15 protein-coding genes are annotated in these 21,465 nt (G+C 60.1%); 11 read left to right on the top strand and 4 right to left on the bottom strand.

The window, feature by feature from the left end; all coding sequences use genetic code 11:
- Positions 1-318 precede the first annotated feature (318 nt).
- The 8 genes from acs to BLS50_RS35335 all read left to right on the top strand — a co-directional run bounded on the left by acs (position 319) and on the right by BLS50_RS35335 (position 15,601).
- Positions 319-2,301: an acetate--CoA ligase gene (acs, locus tag BLS50_RS13780; protein ID WP_069232912.1), complete on the top strand. Its 1,983-nt coding sequence runs from the start codon at positions 319-321 to the stop codon at positions 2,299-2,301.
- Between the two features lie 85 nt (positions 2,302-2,386).
- Complete coding sequence (locus BLS50_RS13785; RefSeq protein ID WP_074802424.1) at positions 2,387-2,731, top strand: DUF4212 domain-containing protein; 345 nt, start codon at positions 2,387-2,389, stop codon at positions 2,729-2,731.
- A 3-nt stretch (positions 2,732-2,734) separates the two neighbouring features.
- Complete coding sequence (locus tag BLS50_RS13790; RefSeq protein ID WP_027813692.1) at positions 2,735-4,750, top strand: sodium:solute symporter family protein; 2,016 nt, start codon at positions 2,735-2,737, stop codon at positions 4,748-4,750.
- Positions 4,751-4,938: 188 nt separating this feature from the next.
- Positions 4,939-10,566, top strand: coding sequence for a DUF3320 domain-containing protein (locus BLS50_RS13795; RefSeq protein ID WP_074802425.1), 5,628 nt, complete (start codon positions 4,939-4,941; stop codon positions 10,564-10,566).
- A gap of 433 nt (positions 10,567-10,999) precedes the next feature.
- Positions 11,000-12,259 carry a tyrosine-type recombinase/integrase gene (locus BLS50_RS13800; RefSeq protein WP_074802426.1) on the top strand — a complete coding sequence of 420 codons (1,260 nt, stop codon included), beginning with the start codon at positions 11,000-11,002 and terminating at the stop codon, positions 12,257-12,259.
- Between the two features lie 375 nt (positions 12,260-12,634).
- Positions 12,635-12,958, top strand: coding sequence for a helix-turn-helix transcriptional regulator (locus BLS50_RS36315; RefSeq protein ID WP_256334000.1), 324 nt, complete (start codon positions 12,635-12,637; stop codon positions 12,956-12,958).
- Positions 12,958-13,935 carry a hypothetical protein gene (locus BLS50_RS13810; protein ID WP_074802427.1) on the top strand — a complete coding sequence of 326 codons (978 nt, stop codon included), beginning with the start codon at positions 12,958-12,960 and terminating at the stop codon, positions 13,933-13,935. The genes BLS50_RS36315 and BLS50_RS13810 overlap by 1 nt, the downstream gene beginning before the upstream one ends.
- 439 nt (positions 13,936-14,374) lie before the next feature.
- Positions 14,375-15,601: a hypothetical protein gene (locus BLS50_RS35335; protein ID WP_143028338.1), complete on the top strand. Its 1,227-nt coding sequence runs from the start codon at positions 14,375-14,377 to the stop codon at positions 15,599-15,601.
- A 76-nt stretch (positions 15,602-15,677) separates the two neighbouring features.
- Here BLS50_RS35335 and BLS50_RS13820 read toward each other — a convergent pair whose 3' ends face one another.
- Entirely contained in the window at positions 15,678-16,067 is a 390-nt protein-coding gene (locus tag BLS50_RS13820; RefSeq protein WP_143028339.1) for a hypothetical protein, read from the bottom strand.
- Positions 16,068-16,738: 671 nt separating this feature from the next.
- Between BLS50_RS13820 and BLS50_RS13830 the strand changes: the two genes are divergently transcribed.
- On the top strand, positions 16,739-17,131 hold the full coding sequence (locus BLS50_RS13830) for a helix-turn-helix domain-containing protein (RefSeq protein WP_074802430.1): 393 nt from the start codon (positions 16,739-16,741) through the stop codon (positions 17,129-17,131).
- Positions 17,132-17,188: 57 nt separating this feature from the next.
- Here BLS50_RS13830 and BLS50_RS13835 read toward each other — a convergent pair whose 3' ends face one another.
- The 3 genes from BLS50_RS13835 to BLS50_RS13845 all read right to left on the bottom strand — a co-directional run bounded on the left by BLS50_RS13835 (position 17,189) and on the right by BLS50_RS13845 (position 19,949).
- Entirely contained in the window at positions 17,189-17,839 is a 651-nt protein-coding gene (locus tag BLS50_RS13835; RefSeq protein WP_074802431.1) for a hypothetical protein, read from the bottom strand.
- A 4-nt stretch (positions 17,840-17,843) separates the two neighbouring features.
- A complete protein-coding gene (locus BLS50_RS13840) occupies positions 17,844-18,137 on the bottom strand; it encodes a hypothetical protein (protein WP_074802432.1) in 294 nt (97 codons plus the stop codon).
- A gap of 891 nt (positions 18,138-19,028) precedes the next feature.
- Positions 19,029-19,949: a LysR substrate-binding domain-containing protein gene (locus BLS50_RS13845; RefSeq protein ID WP_074802433.1), complete on the bottom strand. Its 921-nt coding sequence runs from the start codon at positions 19,947-19,949 to the stop codon at positions 19,029-19,031.
- A 144-nt stretch (positions 19,950-20,093) separates the two neighbouring features.
- Between BLS50_RS13845 and BLS50_RS13850 the strand changes: the two genes are divergently transcribed.
- Both BLS50_RS13850 and BLS50_RS13855 read left to right on the top strand, forming a co-directional pair.
- Positions 20,094-20,753 (top strand): RraA family protein, encoded by a 660-nt coding sequence (locus BLS50_RS13850; protein WP_074802434.1) that lies wholly within the window; start codon positions 20,094-20,096, stop codon positions 20,751-20,753.
- Between the two features lie 29 nt (positions 20,754-20,782).
- A complete protein-coding gene (locus BLS50_RS13855) occupies positions 20,783-21,463 on the top strand; it encodes an RraA family protein (RefSeq protein WP_074802435.1) in 681 nt (226 codons plus the stop codon).
- Positions 21,464-21,465 lie beyond the last annotated feature (2 nt).

The following is a 21,465-nucleotide window of genomic DNA, read 5'->3' on the forward strand; positions in this document are numbered from 1 at the left end:
CTGGAGTCCGGAAGGCGAGTTCAGTTAGGATTGTAGGGTCGCGGTTGTAACAGCGTAAAGCCGCCCTCGATGCGCGCCGCCCGGCGCACGACACGGCCATGCCGCGTAAGTGACGGGTAAGTTGGAGCGCTTATCGTGGAAACTGCCGGGCCGCGAGTCACGTTCGCGTGATGTGGTGCGGTGCAGCATCGTGCGCAGGCCTTCGCGGTCGCGTGCAGGTGGTGGGAGACAGCGGCGCGCAGGCGCCGGCCAGGACGACGCGCGGCGCGCACGATCGCGCCGCCATGCAGAGGATTCATGTTCACCAAGGGGTAGTCGATGTCTGCGATTGAATCGGTTCTTCACGAAACCCGTCAGTTCGCGCCGCCCGCGGCGCTCGAGAAGACGGCGACCATTTCCGGCATGCCGGCCTATCGCGCGCTCGTCGCCGAGGCCGAGCAGGATTACGAAGGCTTCTGGGCGCGTCTCGCGCGCGAAGGCCTCACGTGGCACAAGCCGTTCACCAAGGTGCTCGACGAGCGCAACGCGCCGTTCTACACATGGTTCGACGACGGCGAGCTGAACGCGTCGTACAACTGCCTCGACCGCCACGTTGAAGCCGGCAACGGCGAGCGCGTCGCGGTGATCTTCGAGGCCGACGACGGCACCGTCACCCGCGTCACCTATGCGGACCTGCTCGCGCGCGTGTCGCGCTTCGCCAATGCGCTGAAGAAACGCGGGATCGGCAAGGGCGATCGCGTCGTCATCTACATTCCGATGTCGATCGAAGGCATCGTCGCGATGCAGGCCTGCGCGCGCATCGGCGCGACCCACTCGGTCGTGTTCGGCGGCTTCTCCGCGAAATCGCTGAACGAGCGGCTCGTCGACGTCGGCGCGGTCGCGCTGATCACCGCAGACGAGCAGGCCCGCGGCGGCAAGACGCTGCCGCTCAAGAGCATCGCCGACGAGGCGATCGCGCTGGGCGGCTGCGAAGCGGTCAAGAGCGTGATCGTCTATCGCCGCACCGGCGGCAAGATCGACTGGCATGCGGAGCGCGACCTGTGGATGCACGAGTTGGTGGACGGCGAATCCGACCGCTGCGAGCCGACCTGGGTCGGCGCCGAGCATCCGCTGTTCATCCTGTATACGTCGGGCTCGACCGGCAAGCCGAAGGGCGTGCAGCACAGCACGGGCGGCTACCTGCTGTGGGCCGCGCAGACGATGAAGTGGACCTTCGACTGGAAACCCGACGACGTCTTCTGGTGCACGGCCGACATCGGCTGGGTCACGGGCCATACATACATCACCTACGGCCCGCTCGCGTGCGGCGGCACGCAGGTCGTGTTCGAAGGCGTGCCGACGTATCCGGACGCCGGCCGCTTCTGGAAGATGATCGGCGATCACAAGGTCACCGTGTTCTACACCGCACCGACCGCGATCCGTTCGCTGATCAAGGCCGCCGAAGCCGACGACAAGGTGCATCCGAAGAGCTATGACCTGTCGAGCCTGCGCATCATCGGCACGGTCGGCGAGCCGATCAACCCGGAAGCGTGGATGTGGTACCACAAGCACGTCGGCCACGAGCGCTGCCCGATCGTCGATACCTGGTGGCAGACCGAAACCGGCGGCCACATGATCACGCCGCTGCCGGGCGCCACGCCGACCGTGCCGGGCTCGTGCACGCTGCCGCTGCCGGGCATCACGGCCGCGGTGGTCGACGAGACGGGTCAGGACGTGCCGAACGGGCAAGGCGGCATTCTGGTCGTCAAGCGCCCGTGGCCCGCGATGATCCGCACGATCTGGGGCGACCCGGAGCGCTTCAAGAAGAGCTACTACCCGGAAGAACTCGGTGGCACGCTCTATCTGGCCGGCGACGGCACCGTGCGAGACAAGGAGACCGGCTACTTCACGATCATGGGCCGGATCGACGACGTGCTGAACGTGTCGGGCCACCGGCTCGGGACGATGGAGATCGAATCGGCGCTGGTGTCGCATGAGCTGGTGGCCGAGGCGGCGGTGGTCGGCCGTCCGGACGACACGACCGGTGAAGCGGTCGTGGCGTTCGTCGTGCTGAAGCGCTCGCGCCCGGAAGGCGACGAAGCGGCGGCGCTCGCGAAGACGCTGCGCGACTGGGTCGGCAAGCAGATCGGGCCGATCGCGAAGCCGAAGGACATCCGCTTCGGCGACAACCTGCCGAAGACCCGCTCGGGCAAGATCATGAGGCGCCTGCTGCGCTCGCTCGCGAAGGGCGAGGCGATCACGCAGGATACGTCCACGCTCGAGAATCCGGCCATCCTCGAGCAGCTCACCGAAGTGCGCTGAGCGCCTGCCGGTTGCGCATCACGCGCACGAGCCCCTGCGCGGCAATCCCGATTGCCCGCGCAGGGGCTTTTTGCTACATAACGGCATGACCGTTCCGACCCGTTCGGCGCCTGCCGCGCCACCCCCCGTTCCCGAACCGCTCGCGCGTGCGCATGCGCGCTACTGGCGCTTCAACGTCGCGCTGATCGCGGTGCTGATGGTGACCGGCTTCGCGGTGTCGTTCATCGTGCCGTTCTTCGGGCCCGCGCTCGCCGGCGTTCGCTTCGCTGGCTTCAGCCTGCCGTTCTATGTCGGCGCGCAGGGAGCGATTCTCGTGTACCTCGTGCTGATCGTCGTCTACATCGGGCTGATGCAGCGCGCGGACCGCACGCTGCGCCGCGCGTACGACGAGCATGCGGCGCGCGCCGGCCATGCGAACGGCGAGCGCTGATTCATGCTGACGCATCGACTGATACGCGCATACGCGCTCTACACGCTCGGGTTTCTCGGCTTCGTGCTGCTGATGTGGCGGATCGAGCGCGCGACGGGCTCGGGCGTCTGGATCGGCTACGTGTTCCTGTTCGTGCCGATCGCCGTGTACGCGGTGATCGGCTTGTTGTCGCGCACGTCCGATCTCGTCGAGTACTACGTGGCCGGGCGGCGCGTGCCGTCCGCGTTCAACGGGATGGCGACGGCGGCCGACTGGCTGTCGGCCGCGTCGTTCATCGGCCTGGCCGGCTCGCTCTACGCGACCGGCTACGACGCGCTCGCGTACGTGATGGGCTGGACGGGCGGGTTCTGCCTCGTCGCGTTCCTGCTTGCGCCGTATGTGCGCAAGCTCGCGCGTTACACGATTCCCGACTTTCTCGGCACGCGCTTCTCGAGCACGGCCGTGCGTGCGCTCGCGGCCGGCGCGGCGATCCTGTGTTCGTTCGTGTACCTGGTCGCGCAGATCCAGGGGATCGGCCTGATCGCGACGCGCTTCATCGGCGTCGATTTCGCGATCGGCATCTTCTGCGGGCTCGCGGGCATTCTCGTGTGCTCGTTTCTCGGCGGGATGCGCGCGGTTACGTGGACGCAGGTCGCGCAGTACATCATCCTGATCAGCGCGATCCTGATTCCGGTGTCGCTGATCGCGATGAAGAACGGGCTCGGCCCCGTGCCGCAGTTCAATTACGGCAAGCTGATGGAGCGCGTCGCGGCGCGCGAGGCGCAGGTGCGCGACGCGCACGACGAGCAGCAGGTGCGCGATGCGTATCGCCGGCAGGCCGCGGCTATCCAGACGCGGCTCGACCGGCTGCCGGCGTCCTATGCGGATGCGCGCCGGCATCTCGTCGACCAGCTTGCCGACCTGCGGCGTCACAACGGGCCGCTGCGCGAGATCAGCCAGCGCGAGCGCGAACTGGCCGATTTCCCGCGCGATCCGGCAGCGGCGCGCGTGGCATGGACGCAGGCGCGCGACGACCTGCTCGCGCGGGCCGAGCCGCCCGTGCCGATGCACGAGCCGTTTCCGGCCGCGAGCGAAGACGAACGCAAGCCGCGCGAGCGGAATTTCCTCGCGCTGCTGCTGTGCCTGTCGCTCGGCACCGCGAGCCTGCCGCACATCCTGACGCGCTACAACACGACCACGTCGGTCGCGTCGGCACGGCGTTCGGTCGGCTGGACGCTGTTCTTCATCGCGCTGTTCTACCTGAGCGTGCCGGTGCTCGCGGTGCTGATCAAGTACGAGATCCTCGCGAATCTCGTCGGGCGGCCGTTCGCCGAATTACCGGCGTGGGTCACGCAATGGCATCACTTCGAACCCGACCTGATCAGTGTCGTCGAGGTGATTCGCGACGGCATCGTGCACTGGTCGGAAATCCAGATGCAGCCGGACATGGTCGTGCTGGCCGCGCCGGAGATCGCGGGGCTGCCGTACGTGGTGTCGGGGCTGATCGCGGCCGGTGCGCTGGCCGCGGCGCTGTCGACCGCGGACGGGTTGCTGCTGACGATCGCGAACGCGCTGTCGCACGACGTCTATTACTGCATGGTTGCGCCCGATGCGTCGAGCCAGCGGCGCGTGACGATCTCGAAGGTGCTGCTGCTGGGGGTGGCGCTGTTCGCGTCGTATGTCGCGTCGCTCAATACCGGGAAGATCCTGTTTCTCGTCGGCGCCGCGTTTTCGCTGGCGGCGTCGAGCTTCTTTCCGGTGCTGGTGCTGGGGGTGTTCTGGAAGCGCACGACGACGCGTGGCGCGATTGCCGGGATGGTGACGGGGTTGGCGGTGTGTGTGTACTACATCGTGTCGACTTATCCGTTCTTCACGCAGTTAACCGGGTTCGCCGGGCGTACGTGGTTCGGGATCGAGCCGATCAGCTCAGGCGTGTTCGGCGTGCCGGCGGGGTTCGCGGTGGCGATCGTGGTGAGTCTGTGCGACAAGCGGCCGGATGAGTATACGCGGGCGTTGGTGGATTACATTCGGCATCCGTGAAGGGGAGACCAAGTCGTGTCTGCCCGTGTCTGCCTCGCAAGCAAGCCTTAATCTGCATCCGTTGCCAATTTCTCAGTTTGCTGCCGGTTGTTGGCCTATAGAGAGTTATAGTGTTACTGGGATTTCTAGTATTTTGGAATAAATAGAGGGCCTTCGAATAAGAAGGTAAGAGAGGAACGGGGGAAGTCATGGAACCAGTACAGGGCCAAGCTACGTCTGTGGCGGGCGAAGATCAGTCCATTTTCCAAAGCAACTTGCCGCTCGCCGAAAAACTGGAGCGCGCGCGGGTTGAGTTGCTCGATTTGTCAGCGCGCAATCGCCTGCTCAATATGCCCCGAGGGGCCCGGGGAGGCCGGTCCATCGAAATCATCGACGAGAAAGTCAGTGAGATATTTCGGTTGCTGGTCCGAGAGGGGAAGACTTTCACTTTTGTAGCGGGGCGAGCCGCCGAGACCAAAAATCCCGAATCTGCCGGAGCTGATGAGTCTTCCGGCGATGGGACTTCGACCCAAATGATCGAGCCTGACGAGATCGAGGATTTGGCCCAGCCTGAAGACGACAGCATGGACGAGCGAGGTGTTTTGCGGCGGCATACCGATACGCGCCTGCAAACCCGCTTGACCAGCAAAGGGCTCCAGAAACGTCTCCTGGAGCTTTATCTGGATGCACGCACGTTGGAGGAAGAGCAGGGCGTCAACGTGCTCTTCTTGGCAATGGGTGCTCTGAAGTGGGTCGATCCAAATAACCCTGGGAATACTCGGTACGCGCCGCTACTACTGGTCCCAGTTCAGCTCGATCGAGGTAATGCCGGCGAACGCTTCAACCTAAAGGGAAGGCAGGAAGACTTTGCATCCAATCTGTCGCTCGAAGCCTATCTCGATCGAGTACATGCGCTTCGTATGCCACCTTTTGATGCGAGTGACGTGTTTGATCCGCTCGAATACATTGAGCTGGTTCGGAAGAGTGTCGAAGCGAAGGATGGGTGGGAGGTGTTCCCCGACCAGATGTCGGTGGGATTTTTTTCTTTCGCTAAGTTCTTGATGTACCGAGACTTGGATCAAGCAGTCTGGCCCAAAGGGGGCGCGATAGGCGACCACCCGCTGGTCCGTTCACTGCTGGCGGACGGTTTTACCGGAGGTGAGGACCTCGCGCATGAGGACGCTAATATCGATGCGCTGATTCCGCCATCCGAAATGCTCCATATTCTGGATTGTGACAGCTCGCAGGCGCTCGCGATTCACGAAGTGCGACGGGGCAAGAATCTGGTCATTCAAGGTCCTCCCGGTACAGGTAAAAGCCAGACGATTGCAAATATCATCGCCGCGGCGGTCAAGGACGGGAAGAGCGTACTCTTTGTCGCCGAAAAGATGGCAGCATTGGACGTTGTAAAGCGCCGTCTCGATGACAAAGGCGTCGGCGACGCGTGCTTGGAACTGCACAGTAACAAAGCTAACAAACGCATGGTATTGGATGAGCTGCGGCGCACGTGGGAATTGGGCGCGCCCAAGGTCGCAGATTCCGGAAGTCTTTTCGCGCGCCTAACCGAGGCGCGCGACAGCCTCAATGCGCATGCCAGGAATCTGCACGCCATCGATTCAAAATCGGGGCTATCGCCATTCCAGGTAATTGGGCACTTGGTTCGCTTACGTGAGCAGGGTGAGCGCCCTAACGACATTCAGTTGGAGAACCCGGAGCAGTGGGGGGAGGACGGCTTCGCGGCGCGTCAGGACTTGCTGGCGGATTTGGCGAACCGTGTGACCGAGATTGGGCGGCCGGCTGATCATGCTTGGGTAGGTGTGGGATTGGCCGCGATCTCACCGATGGATGCGGAGCGTTTGGTTACGCGTGTGCGGCAATTGCTGGAGCAGGTGTTGACCGCGCAGCAGCAGTTCGCCGTTGATGCTGAGCTCTTAGAGCTCGAACCACCGCTTCGCTTGTCCGACCTCCCGCCAATGATGGAGCTGTTTCAGCGTATCGCGACGGCCCCTCGGCTATCCGCGTCCGCCATGGGACATGACAGTTGGCAGAACGCTGATCCCATCCTGCATTTGCTTGAGTTGGGTGAACGGTTTGCTGCTCAACGAGAGGATTTGACCGGGCGAATTGTCGAGGATGCATGGGATGCGGAGCTCGGCGGCACTCTCAGTGCTTTCGCGGAGCTTCCCGAGACTTTTAGTGCGGAACAGTTTCAACGCCTCGCCGGAATGGCGGAAGAACTCCCCCGTTTGCTGACCGAGGCCGCAGCGCTTGCTCGCCAACTTGGGCGTGAGCCAGGATCAACGTTTGGAGACTTCCAGACGCTGACGCGTATTGGCGAGCGAGTGGCCTCCGCACCACCTGCGAGCCCAGAAACGTTCGCGTCGGATCTGTGGGACGGAGGGATCGAGCGTGCGGGAGAGGTCGCTCAAGCCGTGGCTGACTTTGAAGCGGCCAAGGTCGCCGTGGGAGCTCAACTGACCGAGACGGCCTGGTCTCTCAGTCTGGCACCAGCGCGTGCAACATTGGCGTCGCGTGGCACGAGCATTTTTCGTTTTCTTAGCGGTGAATGGCGGGCGGCAAATCGATTGGTCAGTTCCGTCCTAGCGACACCCAATCAGCCGTTGCCTGTCGTATTGGGGTTGCTGGATACGTTGGTCAAAGGACAGGACGCGAAGAGGATTATCGAAGCGGAAGATGCTTTTGGACGCAGCGCGTTTGGCGATGATTGGCGCGGAGCGAAATCGCAGGCAGCGCCGCTCTTGGCATTGGTGGAATGGATGAGGTCCCTGAAAGGACTGGGTGCTGAACCGCGATTGATCGCCGCACGTAGTCCGGAAAAAGCGGAAGTGGCGGCGCGTGCGAAGCAACTATCGTCGGTTTGCGAGAAGATCGAATTCGGGCTAAAGGAAGTATGGAGTGATCTTGGAGTAGCTAGGGATGCGGTATTTCGTGAAGTGGCTGCGGTGGAGCGTGCAGATTTAAGTTCGCTGCTTCAGCTCGCGGTGCGATATACGGAAGCGCATGCGGCAGCAAGCACACTCGTCCCTGCCGGAATCGTCAACGCTGGTAAGACGAGTGCCGTTTTGGAGGCGCTGGTTGCTGCTCAGCGAGATCGCCGAGCCGTTCGTGAGGGCTTAACACTTGGGCGTGCAGCCTTTGGTGGTGAATGGCACGCGGAACAGTCGGACTGGGTGGCGCTGAAGTCTGCAGCAGATTGGATTGGACAGAACCCGGACATCCGAGCCTTAGCCGGACGGATCGAGGAGCGAGAGCATTTGGTGTCTCGTGCCGAGGCGCTAGCGGCATCTCAGGCGCTTATCCAGACGCACTTAAAGGCTGTGGCTGACGAACTCCAATTGGATCTGGAGGCGTCCGTTGGCGGCACGATTCTGGATGCACGGCTTGACGTCCTTGTTTGGCGGTTGCGGCGATGGGGCGAGGAGCACGAACAGCTTTTCCGATGGGTGAACTACCGGGATCGCTCCGCGCGGGCTAGGAGCCAAGGCTGCAGCGACTTGGTAGAGCGCCTCGATGATGGTCGACTTGCACCGGAGGCATTGGCTCGGGCGTTCGAGATGGCTTATTTCGAGGCGACCTATGCGCGCTTGGTTCGTCTCGAACCCGACCTTGCTCGATTTGATGGAGCTACCCACGGGCGCCTTGTCCAGGAGTTTGTTGCCCTGGATCGGCAGCGGATTGTTGCAGCGAGCACGGAAGTGGTGCAGGCGCATTACCGAAACGTTCCTTCTCGGGATGGCGGTGCGCTGGGCCCCCTCGGCATACTGAGGGGCGAGATCCAGAAAAAGAAAGGTCACATATCGCTGCGCAAGCTCGTAGAGAGGGCTGGTCCGGCCCTACGGGCGCTCAAGCCGGTGTTTATGATGAGTCCGCTGTCGGTTGCGCAATTTCTCGTTCCGGGAGCTATGGAATTCGACTTGCTGGTGATGGATGAGGCCAGTCAAATTCAGCCTGTTGATGCCTTGGGTGCCATCGCACGTTCGAGACAGGTCGTTGTGGTCGGTGATCCGAAGCAACTCCCGCCCACGGCTTTCTTTGCCAAGATGACCTCAAGCAACGAAGACGAGGATGACGAAGGCGCGACGGCAGTTGCCGATATCGAGAGCATCCTCGGCTTGTTTACGGCTCGTGGCCTATCTACCAGGATGTTGCGCTGGCACTATCGCAGCCGTCACCAATCGTTGATTGCTGTCAGCAATCGTCAATTCTATGAGAACAAGCTCTATATCGTGCCGAGTCCCTATACAGCGGAGGGTGGAAGAGGGCTGCGGTTTCATCATATACACGAAGGTTTGTTCGACGCGGGCAACAAGCGTAATAACCTGATCGAAGCGAAGGCGGTGGCGCAAGCGATCATTGCTCACGCGTGTACCCATCCTAAGCTTTCCTTGGGTGTAGCAGCTTTCTCCGCCGCTCAGCGACGTGCCATCATTGACGAACTCGAACTCTTGCGCCGTGGGTTGTCGCCGGAGGTTGAGGAGTTTTTCAAGGCGCATCGTTCGGAACCATTCTTCGTCAAAAATCTGGAAAACGTCCAGGGCGATGAGCGCGACGTCATCTTTATCTCTGTCGGTTATGGCCGATCTGTACCCGGCGGCCGGGTACCAATGCGCTTTGGCCCATTGGGTACGGCGGGCGGGGAGCGGCGGCTGAATGTTCTGATTAGCCGGGCCAAGCAGAGATGCGACGTGTTCGCGTCCATGACCGATGAGGATATTGATCCGGCCTATGCGGCAGAGCGCGCGGGGATCAACGCATTTCGGATATTCCTACAATACGCCCGCACGGGGCGCCTGCCGACGGCGAATGTCACCGGGCGCGACCATGACAGCGTATTCGAGGCACAGGTGGCCAACGCACTGAGAGCGAGGGGCTATGAGGTACAAGCCCAAGTCGGCCTGGCGGGTTTTTTCATTGATCTGGCTGTCCTCGATGCCGAGCGGCCAGGCCGATTCTTGCTGGGTATCGAATGCGACGGCGCGGCTTACCACAGTGCTCGCTCGGCTCGAGATCGCGATCGACTGCGACAGGCTATCCTGGAGGAGCATGGTTGGACTATCCACCGGATTTGGAGTACGGATTGGTTTCAGCGCCCGACTGAGCAATTGGACGCGCTGATTCGTCGTATCGACGCCCTTAAGGCAGATTTCGACGAACGACGGGAGGACGTCGCTCTAACTGAGCAGTTGGATGCCGAGGCGCCTTACGTCGAGCGTGAGGCGGTGACTGATGAAGAGGATGCCGCCAGCTTTGCGCCTTATGAAGAAGTGACATTGGTACGGCCGAGCCATCTTATCGGGGAACTGCATGAAGCGCCCCAGGGGGCGCTGACGGAATTGGTGGTGCAAGCTGTCCAAGTGGAGGGGCCGGTGCATCGCGACCATATTGTCACGCGGATGCGAGAGGCATGGGGTTTGAAGCGGACCGGCGGTCGAATTGAAGAGGTGGTCGGGCGATCCATTGATATAGCGACGACGACAGGTCGCATTGCTCGTTCGGGGGCGTTCTTATCTACACCTAGCTCTGTGCCTGTCCCCCGTGATCGTTCAGCGGTTAATGCCATCGCCCTTCGTCGGGCCGATATGCTGCCGCCGGCGGAGATCGAAGTTGCTGCTCTTCAACTGATTGAAAGGAGCTTTGGTGCAACGCGGGACCAGGTTATCCGGGCGGTGTCGCGTGGATTTGGCATCCGCAACACAAGTGGTCAGGTTCGGAGCGTGCTTGAGGAGGCCGTCGACACTCTGATTGCTCGACAGCAATTGAAGGAAGTCGAGGGGGTACTGACCACCACGGATGAGGCGAGGCGATTCGTGCAATAGCGAAAGAGAAGGGGCGTCAGCGTACCGGGTCAACGGCGGAGAACAGATCAATTTCTCCGCGACCTCTCCAGACAGACATATTTGTTCTGGCGAGTTGTCGTAGATGCCGATGACTCTCCCTGATTGGATGATGAGGGCAATCTCGTATCGACGCGGCGCAAGAAAATAGTGAGGAAAGTGGCTGTTCTCGACTGGCGCCATCCGAAAAGCTGCAGCCTAAAAATGAAAAACGGGCCGAGAGGCCCGTTTTTGCTGATGTCCTGGCGGAGAGAGGGTCCGTCAGTATTGAATCCATCGGCGTTCAGCGAAGTTCACGAAATATCGCTGAGATCGTTGTCTGTATTGGGTTTCACGGAAATTCGCCGTCAAGTGAACGCAAACGAACTGCGCTACAATCGCGCTATCATTTGATAGTCGAATTGATAGTTGATCTATGCCGAGAGCCATAAACAGACTGAGTCCACTGACCGTCACCAAGACAACCAAGCCTGGGCTGTACGCCGATGGCGGTGGTTTGTATCTGCAGATCACTACCGCCGGAGTCAAGTCGTGGCTCTTCCGCTATATGCGGAGCGGCAAAGCACGCGGAATGGGTCTCGGACCTGTACATACGATCGGTCTTGCTGACGCCAGAGCACGCGCCCTCGACTGCCGCCGCCAGTTGCTCGACGGCATCGATCCCATCGACTCGCGTAACGCTGAACGAGCGGCGCAGGGGATCGCACAAGCAAATGCGGTGACATTCCAGCATTGCGCCGAGAAGTACATCGACTCGCACCGGGCCTCGTGGAAGAACGCCAAGCACGCGGATCAGTGGACGAACACGCTCACCACATACGCGTATCCGATCTTCGATTCGCTGGCCGTCTCCGCTATCGATACTGCTTTGGTCATGAAGGTACTGGAGCCAATCTGGACGACGAAAACCGAAACGGCGTCCCGCGTTCGAGGCCGGATCGAGTCGGTACTCGACTGGGCCACGGTTCGCGGCTATCGCGATGGCGAAAATCCTGCTCGCTTGAAGGGCCACCTAGACACGTTGTTGCCGAAGCGCTCCCGCGTCCAAAAGGTAGAACATCACCCGGCCCTCCCGTACGCGGACCTTCCTGACTTCATGAAAGAACTGCGAGCTTCGGAGGGCACTGCCGCGCGCGCACTCGAGTTCCTTATCCTGACCGCCACGCGAACAAACGAGACGATTGGTGCGACGTGGCAGGAATTTGATCTGGATGAAGGTACCTGGACCGTCCCGGCCGAGCGCATGAAGATGCGCAAGGAACATCGCGTACCGCTCTCGGCACGAGCGATTGCACTCGTCAAGGCCCAGCAGACGCTGAAGCGCGGCGACTATGTTTTTCCGGGAGCGCGTGACAAGAAACCGCTGTCCAACATGGCGATGCTGCAACTGCTGGAGCGCATGAAGCGCGACGACATTACGGTTCACGGCTTTCGGTCAACGTTCCGCGATTGGGCTGGCGAAACGACACACTATCCGCGCGAAGTCTGCGAGGCCGCGCTGGCTCACGGGATCAAGGACAAGGCGGAAGCGGCATATGCTCGCGGTGATCTGTTCGTAAAGCGTGCAGCGTTGATGCAAGACTGGGATAAGTACTGCGGCGACAAACCGGCGGTAGCGACGCCATCGGCGCCGACAAAACCTGATCACGTACCGGCCTCAGATGAACGCGCATGATGCCAAGGAGTAGCTACGAAGATGACAACCCAGATTTCTCGTGCTAGATTTGTTTCCTCGTAGATCGGTAAGTCAGTTTGCCGAAGTGTTCTGGTCCGGAGCCGTGAGCCGGGTTGGTTCTGACAAATCGACTGCCAACATCTACCAAATCGGTGTAGTACCCGAGTCGGAGTCGTTGACCGACCTTCGGAGCCGTCAGCTGAACGCCCGTCACACTGCGTGAGCGGGGTTTGCCTGTATCTGTTTATGTTTGCGCGTCCAGCGCAGCGCACGCTTTGGCGAATTGCCGTCGCGTGCGTGAACAGATTGGGTAAGCCCGTTCTGCGTCTGGACGTTGCGCACATGAACGTGTGTCAACCTGATACCAGTACGCAAATGGACTCACGCAAAAAATCTCCCGTCCCGTCGCCTCTGGCCGCTGCCCTTTCGGACGGTTCTCTGGTCACGACTAATTCGCCGGTCGCACAGCATGCGGTCGCCATGCCACCGTCGGATACCGGCACGGTCGACCCGACCGCGCCCGCCGTCGAACCTAATTACCTCGCACACGAAGTCTGCCAGATGCTCAAGATGGGCAGAACGACGCTGTACAAGCTCGTGAAGTCGGGTCAACTCGTACCGCTGCACATCACTGCCCGCATCCGCGTGTTTCCTCTCTCGACGATCAAGGCGTTCCTCGCCTCGAAGGGAGGTGAATAATGCAGCCGCCGAAAAACAAACCCAAGAATCTCGCTGAAGTTTTGCGTACTGCGCTGTCCTCTGTTCAAAGTGGCGTCGTTTGCGTCGTCGTGCGCGATGCGACCTTGATGTTGCACGCTCGTATGACCTTTCAGTCGCACATGCTTTCGGCCGCGTCCATCGCTGATGTGCCGATCGCAGCAACAGAAACGCTGACAGCGCTGTACGGTTCGGGCTCGCACGACGCTGACATCGCAGAGGTTCTCGTGCGTCACAGCGGTGACGCATCTCAACGGATCGATGAGCTGAAGATCATCCGTCTCGATAACTGCCGAGTTTTCAAGCCGTTGTCGAACGAAGGTGTGCATGTGACCCTCCAGAACTTGAAGGATTACGGCTGCGTCGCAGCAGAACAGAGCATTGTCGGCATGCCCCGCGACGGGATGATCGACGCGATCAATCGCCTGGACGCCGGTAGCCGGAAACGGAACGGGATCGTGTTGCTTTTTTTGCTCTGCTCGGCGAATAACGATGCAACGTGGTTGCGGCAGCATTGTGACGAGGTTTTCATCGTCGACAAGTGCGAACCCGGGCCGGGCGCCACTATCGCGTACTCGATCACGGCTCTGTCGCTGGAAAGCCAGCATTCCAACGGCATCGGCCGCACGATGTACGAGATCGGCTATCAGGGTAGCGACTGGTGGTCAACGTCGAGCGTGTTCATCGCCGCGAAGGCCGAAGATCGAGCAATCTGGTTTGCGCGTCGCAACGGCGAATACCTCGAGACGATTGCAGACTGGATGGGCGTCGACAAATCGACCGTGAAGCGCCGCCAAGACAACTTGCCTCTTAGCACTGACATCGACGCAGATGTTGACCCGCCTGACGATTGGCATGATCTGTGGTTCCCGTTCCTCGGCTGGAACGGCGCCGAAGATGAGAGCGACGACGATCCCGATGAAGCCGAGTCGAGCGATCGCCCGAAGCGGATCGGCTAGTTGTATCGGTTGTATGGATTGCGCAGGTTGCGGTGGACGGCAAAGCCACCACAACCTGCGCAACTGGGACAACGCTGACGGAAAGATCGCATACTTATGTTCATTGCCGAGGACGCCGGTGTGTGCCTCGGCGTCAAACGCAGGTACCGATCAGCATCTGCCGGAACGGGTAACTAATAAGAGTGCATCTCGGTACTATCTATATACATATCCCTATATATATAGCGGTCGGCTGCGAACAGACACAACTTACCCGCTCCGCGAAAAAAACTGTAAAGAACCGCGCATCGTAACCATGCATGCTCGCGCATCCGGCTCCAGCCTTCTGCATATATTACGTAGGTAACCTAATCAAATATGAGAGTAGATGTCATTGCATGACCAAGATGCTCGCACTTCTCATAAGAACGCTTGCTCAGCGAATCCGAAAGGAACCTCTGTGAAACTTCGCACCAAGATACCAGTATCAAAGATACCCGCACCGAAGCGGCCTGTTGTCGACTACCTCCGCTTTGTGTTGCCGTGGGCCGCCAATCCCGGCGACGATCACACGCTCATGTTCGAACGTGCCCGCCGCCGCATTCAGACCGAGGTCGAATCCGGCTCATGTGAGAATTGCTTTGCCCCGCGTTTCCGTTATCGCTATGTCTTCGTCATCCCACTTCCCAGTGGATCGGAGCCTATCGTGAGGATTGGGGCGCTTGATCCCGTGCGCCAGAAGGGCGGCATCTCAGTCGAGATGAATCCCTCAAAACTGGAGCACGGCGACGCAGAACACTTCCACGAAGTCATGGAACGCATCGTTGGTCGCTCGTACAACGGCATGCTGCGCCGCGCGGTGCTCAGCCGTATCGATTTCGCTGTAGACATTCTTCATGTACGCCTCGATCGCATGCTCATCTCGTACAGCGGCGCCCAACAGTTCACCGTCTTTGGCAAGACCGTCAATTCGAAAGGCATTGTCGAGACCTGCAATTTCGGCAGCGAAAAAAGCGACTACATCACGGCGGTCTACGACAAGAATCTCGAACGTCGGCACCGCGCCGTAACGGCAATCGCAAAATATGGCCGCAAAAATGAACCGCTGACGGCCAACTTCATCAAGCAACTGGACGAGCTGCACTGCGCACCGCCTGTTGTTCGTGTCGAAGTGCGCGGTAAGAAGTTGAACGGCCTTGCTCTGCACGATATCGTCAAGCTGACAAACCGATTCTCGCGCTTCATGTTTGCGGACCTGGACGCGGGCAGTTCGCCGCTCCCGCCGAAGCTGGAAACCGAGTTCATCTCGCTGTGCCGTGATCGCGGTGTGAAGGCCGCGCTTGAACACTACAAGGGCACGCCGGAAGTGCGGAAGATAAACGCGTTTTGGCGCTCGCGTCGCGCAAGCTGGTGGAACCCGGAGCCGATGATGGAGCAGGCATGTTCGGCGTTGCGCAGCAGCGGGATTTTTCCGGTGGAGGCATTCGATCCGCCCGCAGCAAGCCGCCGTGAAAGTGATACGAAAGCGTCTCAGTCGAGCAAATCACCTGCCATTACTACCGCAGTTCGTTCAACGGCTGGCGCAAAATTCCGGCAGATGGCCCCCGACCTGCCGAACCCGAGTGCGAAGCGTACCCCGGTCGCGCCCAAAGCGCCCAAGCGCCACCACGTTCGCCGTATCGGCTGATAGTGCCTGCGGCGGAGTGCAGTATGACTCCGCCGCCCTCAAAACATCCGAGTCACTGGGTTCTCGTCCGGCAGGCTCAGCTAATCCAGCCGGCCAAGATGCTGGTGCCTGTGACCGCGCCCAAGAACAGTCCGACACATTGCGGGCCAATCGCCCAGCACATCCTCGCCCAGATCGCGTCCGAGATACCGCCGCTCGTCACGATGATGTCCGGTCGGAAGATTTTCCGCACGCCGTCGCCCAGCCTGACGCCGATATAGCCGAGCCACGCACCACCGAACCAAAGAAAGAGAAACTTGAGAGCAGGATGGCTTGGATGTTGAGGCATGTACACGCCTGTCGCCAAGAGCGCGATAAATAGCGCGACAATGATCCATGCGGCTGTTCCCAACTTGCTTCGCCTGATGACAGGGATTGCCGCTGGCGTTGTCGCCGAGACATTGGTGTCGCTTCCAGATGAACTCATAACAAGCTCCATTGTGAATTGAATAGCGGAGCGCCGCCGAAGCACGCTGCCGATGTATCGGAACATCAGAAAATGCAGCTACTTACCACTTCGGGCGAGCGCACGGCGTCCCACGCTGAAGGCAGGCGTTGTAGTAGTCGGAGATGGCCTTTCCTCGCATCGGGTCGGTAACGTTGTCTTCGTAGATGTCTTGGACCATCGAAGCCGCATATGCTTGGGCCAAGATCGGCAACCCGCCCACAAACGTCATTTGTTGCTCTTCTGTCAGCCCCCTGTTGCGGCATCGAATGATCCGCTCCCCTGAGTTGTATTTCCCATTCGTCAAGTCAGGGCACATGCTCGCGATCTTCCGTGCAGCATCAAGTTGTGGCGCTTGGTTCGTCTGCGCGCATGTAGCGGACGACACAAGTGCGATTGCGATGACAGAAATATGTGCAAGCTTCATGGCTTTGGTACCCCTTGGGTGGTTGAGACTGGTTTGCAATAAAGTCGCGCCTTTGTTATCCGGCGCACGCGTCAGACTGTTTCAGCGACGGCGTCTCTGCATCGATGCTTGTCGTGCTGTTGTGTTACACAATATTCCCCATGACGAATATTATTCCATATAACGCTCTTCTCTCACGATGTGGTGACGACTGACACTTCTTCGTCAAACGAGGAGGGAGTCAGGCTTGAGCAACGTTGAACAGCTCGCGCGGTCGATCGGTGCGGCTATTGCGGCTCGCAGAAAGGCGCTCGACATGACGCAGGAGCAGTTGTCTGAGCTACTCCAAATAGAGCAGTCTTCGCTTTCGCGGATTGAACGAGGGACGTTGATTCCTAGCCTCGAGCGCTTGGCTGGCATTGCCGAGAGCCTGCAGTGCCGACTCGCCGACTTATTGAGTGCGGCTGGCGTCAGTTCACACGACAGAGCAACGAGAGTTCATGAAAAACTCGCGCACCTAACGCCGGCACAACAAGAAATAGTTGAGCGGTTAATCGACGATGCTCTTGCCTTGCTGGAAGCACCCCAAGGTAAGCGTCCTTCACGGTTGAGCACAAAGTCGAGTAGAAAGGGAACGTGATCCCGAATCGCAAGTACCACGTGAGCAAACGAACGTCTGTGCCAGCGACATCGGCCGTTATGGCGGCTTCATGGTTCGAATCGACATTGCGCCGGTGAGCACGACTTTCCGTTGATCAAACCCGGTGACGTATTGGGCGTTTCCACTCAACCTGCCGCGGTCGGCTGCTGTCCGTGTCAACCGCGCGTTGTAGGCTGCGAGTACAGGCTCGGCTTCGGCAGAATCGACTACCAGCAACGTATGTCCGTCGAAGGTCGCCCCGATCTTTCGCCCCTCAATACCGACGGCCAATACTGCATGCAGGGTCGCGCGGCGTGACTGTCGAAATGTCAGGATCACCGGCCGACCGCGCATCACTTCTCGTTTGCTGAACCGGAAAACATCTGTGTGCGTTCCCTCGAAGCAGGCTGGGCGTAATCCCCAGTCGAGTTCTCGAATCAGCGCTTGCAACTCTTCGAGCGACACGCCGGAGAGATAGAGCGGCTGTGCACGACGCCAGAATTCCGCTTCCGGGGAGCTACGACGCGACGACACATGCAAGGGATCGGACAAGAACCCAAGCATGGCAAGCGCCATTGCTGTCGCATGCCACGCGCAGCCGCCGTCCCAGCAACCCTGAAACGAAAATGCTGGAGCATTCGAATTCGCGAGGGTGAGACGTCGGCCGGACTGAAGAGCCGGATGGAGTTGCTGCACGGTGGCCTCCATCGGGTCAGTATTCGAACGGCAACAAGAGGGTTGTCGCCCGCCGATTGGCTTCCGTGATGACCCACAGCCGTTCGCGACGATCGCCCAGCTCATACGCAGACAGCAGACGCGTTCCATGCGTCACCGCGAGATCGTTCGAGCGAGCATCGGCCGCGCAGACGACACCCCAATCACCTCTGCTGTGCCGCCGAAGCAGGCCATTTGCGTTGGTGCCGGTTCGATCGAGAAGATCGAGCGCACCCGGTGTGGCAACAACTAAGCCAAGAGGGAACAAAGGTTCACGACGATGCGCATTCATAATTAGGTATCCATAATAATTAAGGCGACCGAAAGCACCGAACTGATGTTCGGAACCAATCTCAAAGGTGGAAAAGACTGAAACGCGAGGCGATATGGGGGCGTTTCAGGAAAGCGAGGTGCGATGAATGGGACCGCGAGAGCCGTTGAAGACGCGATGCCCAGGCGGAGCCGTAAAACGTGCAGGCAACCACGAGGCAGAGAGGCAGAACTAGGGATTTTCGCTAAAAAATGACCAAAAACACCCTAGAGCGACTCTTCGGCATGGAAAATGTAGCACAACCCGACCAAAATCAATAAAAGGGACCGGTCGATTACCCTCAAGTCGGTAATTTTTACTTTTCAGTGTGTTCTGGCGGGTCTCGAACGCTCCGGCGGTACCGGAAATGACCCTCTGACTTATTTTCCGGCCCGTCAGGGGCTCCGATTCATGCCGGATAGGGCTGGGCATGGGTGCAGCCGCGCGGCGGCGCTATGGGCCGAATTTTTGCAACGAAAGATTTTTGTAATGTTTGCGCGGTGCGGCAACCGCCGGATAGGACCGTTGCGGGGTGAGAAAATGGGCACCAGTGCTCATTTTTTGAGCAAAAGAGGCTGCCTCGGGTACTTGGCAGCCCAAAATATCGGCTAACGCCTTTATTAACTACCCGAATCAGCGCTGGAATGGCCAAAAGAGGCGCGATATCGCTTGCTTCGCCGTCACTTCATCAAGGGCCGTGATCGACCCGAATCAGCCGTTCGCGACGATCATGCCTCATAGGCGAATTGCGCGGCAAAGCGGTCATCCGTCTGACACCGTCATAGCCTTGGCAAACGACGCAGGTTGGCCATGTCGGGGTCCAGCCGACGCCGGCCGACGCAGTAGATCGCGCCTCGAACCCCAGATAGGCCCTTAGTGTCTCGAGTGCGTCGCTGCCCTTTTTGCCAGCCATGAAACGACTTCGTCGACCATCGGATGGTGACGCTCGGTATTCCATACCAAAGCCGCGGTGACAACCATGACCTTCTCCTTCAGAGGCCTCACCGCGACATTCTCCGGTGCCAGCTTTCGCATCGTCGCCGGTACCAGCGCCACACCCTGTCCGCACCCGACGTACGCGATCTGCGAGGTGACCGAGCGCACCTCGTGAGTGACGCGTGGGGTCAACCCATGCGAACGGCAGACCGACGTCAGCAGGTCGAAGTAGACCGGGCTGACCTGCCGGGAGGACATCACAAGCTGTTCGTTCGTCAGCGATCGCAGTCGCACACTGGGCAGCGCGGCCAGCGGATGATTCTTCGGAAGCGCTACAGCCAACCTGTCCTCGGCTAGCGGCAGGGTGGCGATTCCGTTTCCCACCTCGCCATCCACACGGACAAATGCCAGATCTATCTCGCCCGCTTCAAGCGCGGGAATGGCGTCGACACTATCGATTTCGCGCACGAATACGGTCAGATGCGGATGCTCACGCTTGAGCGCTTCCAGCACGGGCGGGACCGTTTCCAGCATGGCAGAAGTGATAGCGCCGACGTGCAGCACGCCGGACTGACCGGCGGCCACTTCGCGGACTACGCGTTCCAGTCGTTCGACCTGCTCCGCGAATTGCCGGACGGCGGGCAAAATCGCCGTGCCTGCGGGACTCAATTGCGTGCCCTGGCGGGATCGGTAAAAGAGTTGCAGTTTGAGCGACTGCTCAAGAACCTTGATCTGCTCCGTCAGCGGCGGCTGCGACATGTTCAGCCGCTTCGCCGCCCGCCCATAGTGCTGCTCCTCCGCGACGGCGAGGAACATCCATAATTGCCTGATCAGCCTGAAATCGATCGTGTTGCTCATGTTGGTTGTTTTCCCTCAGGAGAGAGCGATGGATGTCCCATTGTGCCTATTCCGGAAATAGTATCAGCGAGATACGAAATACGAAATTTACATATCAAGCTGACCACGCGAGGATTGCCACACTCTCCTAAGGAACCATGCGCGATGAACCCCACTTCCATTCTTGATCGCCTCGCGGCACTAGACACCAACACGGTTTCCGACGCGCTCGACTTTCTCGGTCTGCCCGGCGCGACGTACGGACTGCGACCGTTGTGGAACTGCCCGAAGATCGTCGGTCGCGCGAGCACCATCCAGCTCGGGCCGAAAGCCGATGCGAAGCCGACTGTTCATCTGATTTCGCCAGTCATCGACGCGGTGACCACGGCCGACCGCGTACTGGTCATCGCCGGTGGGGCGGAGGGCGTCTCCTGCTGGGGTGACATCCTGGCCAATGCCGCCACCGCAAAGCAGGTGCGCGGATCGGTTATCGACGGCCTGAGCCGCGACATCGACGGCAGTGAGTCGATCGGCTATCCCGTCTTCGGTCGTGGCGTGACGATGATCAGCGCGCGCAACCGCGTGATTCAGATTGATTCGGGCAAGCCCGTCCAAATGGCGGGCGTCACAGTCAGCGAAGACGACTACGTGATCGCCGATCGCTGCGGCACGGTGTTCGTGCCGGCCGGTCGCATCGAGGAAGTGCTGGATCTCGGTGAGCGTATTGCGCGCAGCCAGGATGGCATGGTGGCGGCCGTGCGCGCTGGCCGTTCGGTCGCCGAGGTCATGCATGACAAAGAATTTGAAGCCATCGCCGTGCGCTAATTCGACAATATTTTTTGGGAGTTTTTCAAATGACGAACCCGAAAAAGGCGAGCGCCGAAGATCAGGAACTGGTCGCGCTGTTCGCTGGACTGGATACCCCGGGCGTTTCCGATGCGATGGACAAGCTTGGTCTGCATGGCCAGGCACTCGGCATCATGTCGCTGGCGAACTATGCGAAGGTCGTGGTGGGTCCGGCGTTCACCGTCAAATACGTTCCGGCGAGCAATCCGCCCGGCACGGTCGGCGACTTCATCGACGATGTGGCGGAAGGCGATGTCATCGTGCTCGACAACGACGGCCGCACCGACTGCACGGTGTGGGGAGACATCATGACCCAGTACGCGGGGCTGCGCGGCATCGCGGGCACGATCATCGACGGCGTCTGTCGCGACGTCAACAAGGCCCTCGGCGACAACTATCCGCTGTTCACGGCGGGCCGCTTCATGCGTACCGGCAAGGACCGCGTGCAGGTCGAATCGGTGAATACGACGGTCGGGGTCGGCACCGCGCGCGTTGCGTCGCGCGACATCGTTGTGGCTGATGCGAATGGCGTTGTCGTCGTGCCGCGAGGCCGCGCACGCGAAGTCGCGCAGATCGCGCGCCAGATCGAGGAGGTCGAGTCGCGCATTCGCGAACAGATTGCCCAGGGCAAGTCGCTGGGTGACGCGCGCGCCGCACTCGGTTATCACACGCTGCAGACCAGAGGCTGAAC

Origin of the sequence: Burkholderia orbicola (assembly GCF_900100915.1) — a bacterium.
In the GTDB taxonomy this organism is placed as follows: domain Bacteria; phylum Pseudomonadota; class Gammaproteobacteria; order Burkholderiales; family Burkholderiaceae; genus Burkholderia; species Burkholderia orbicola.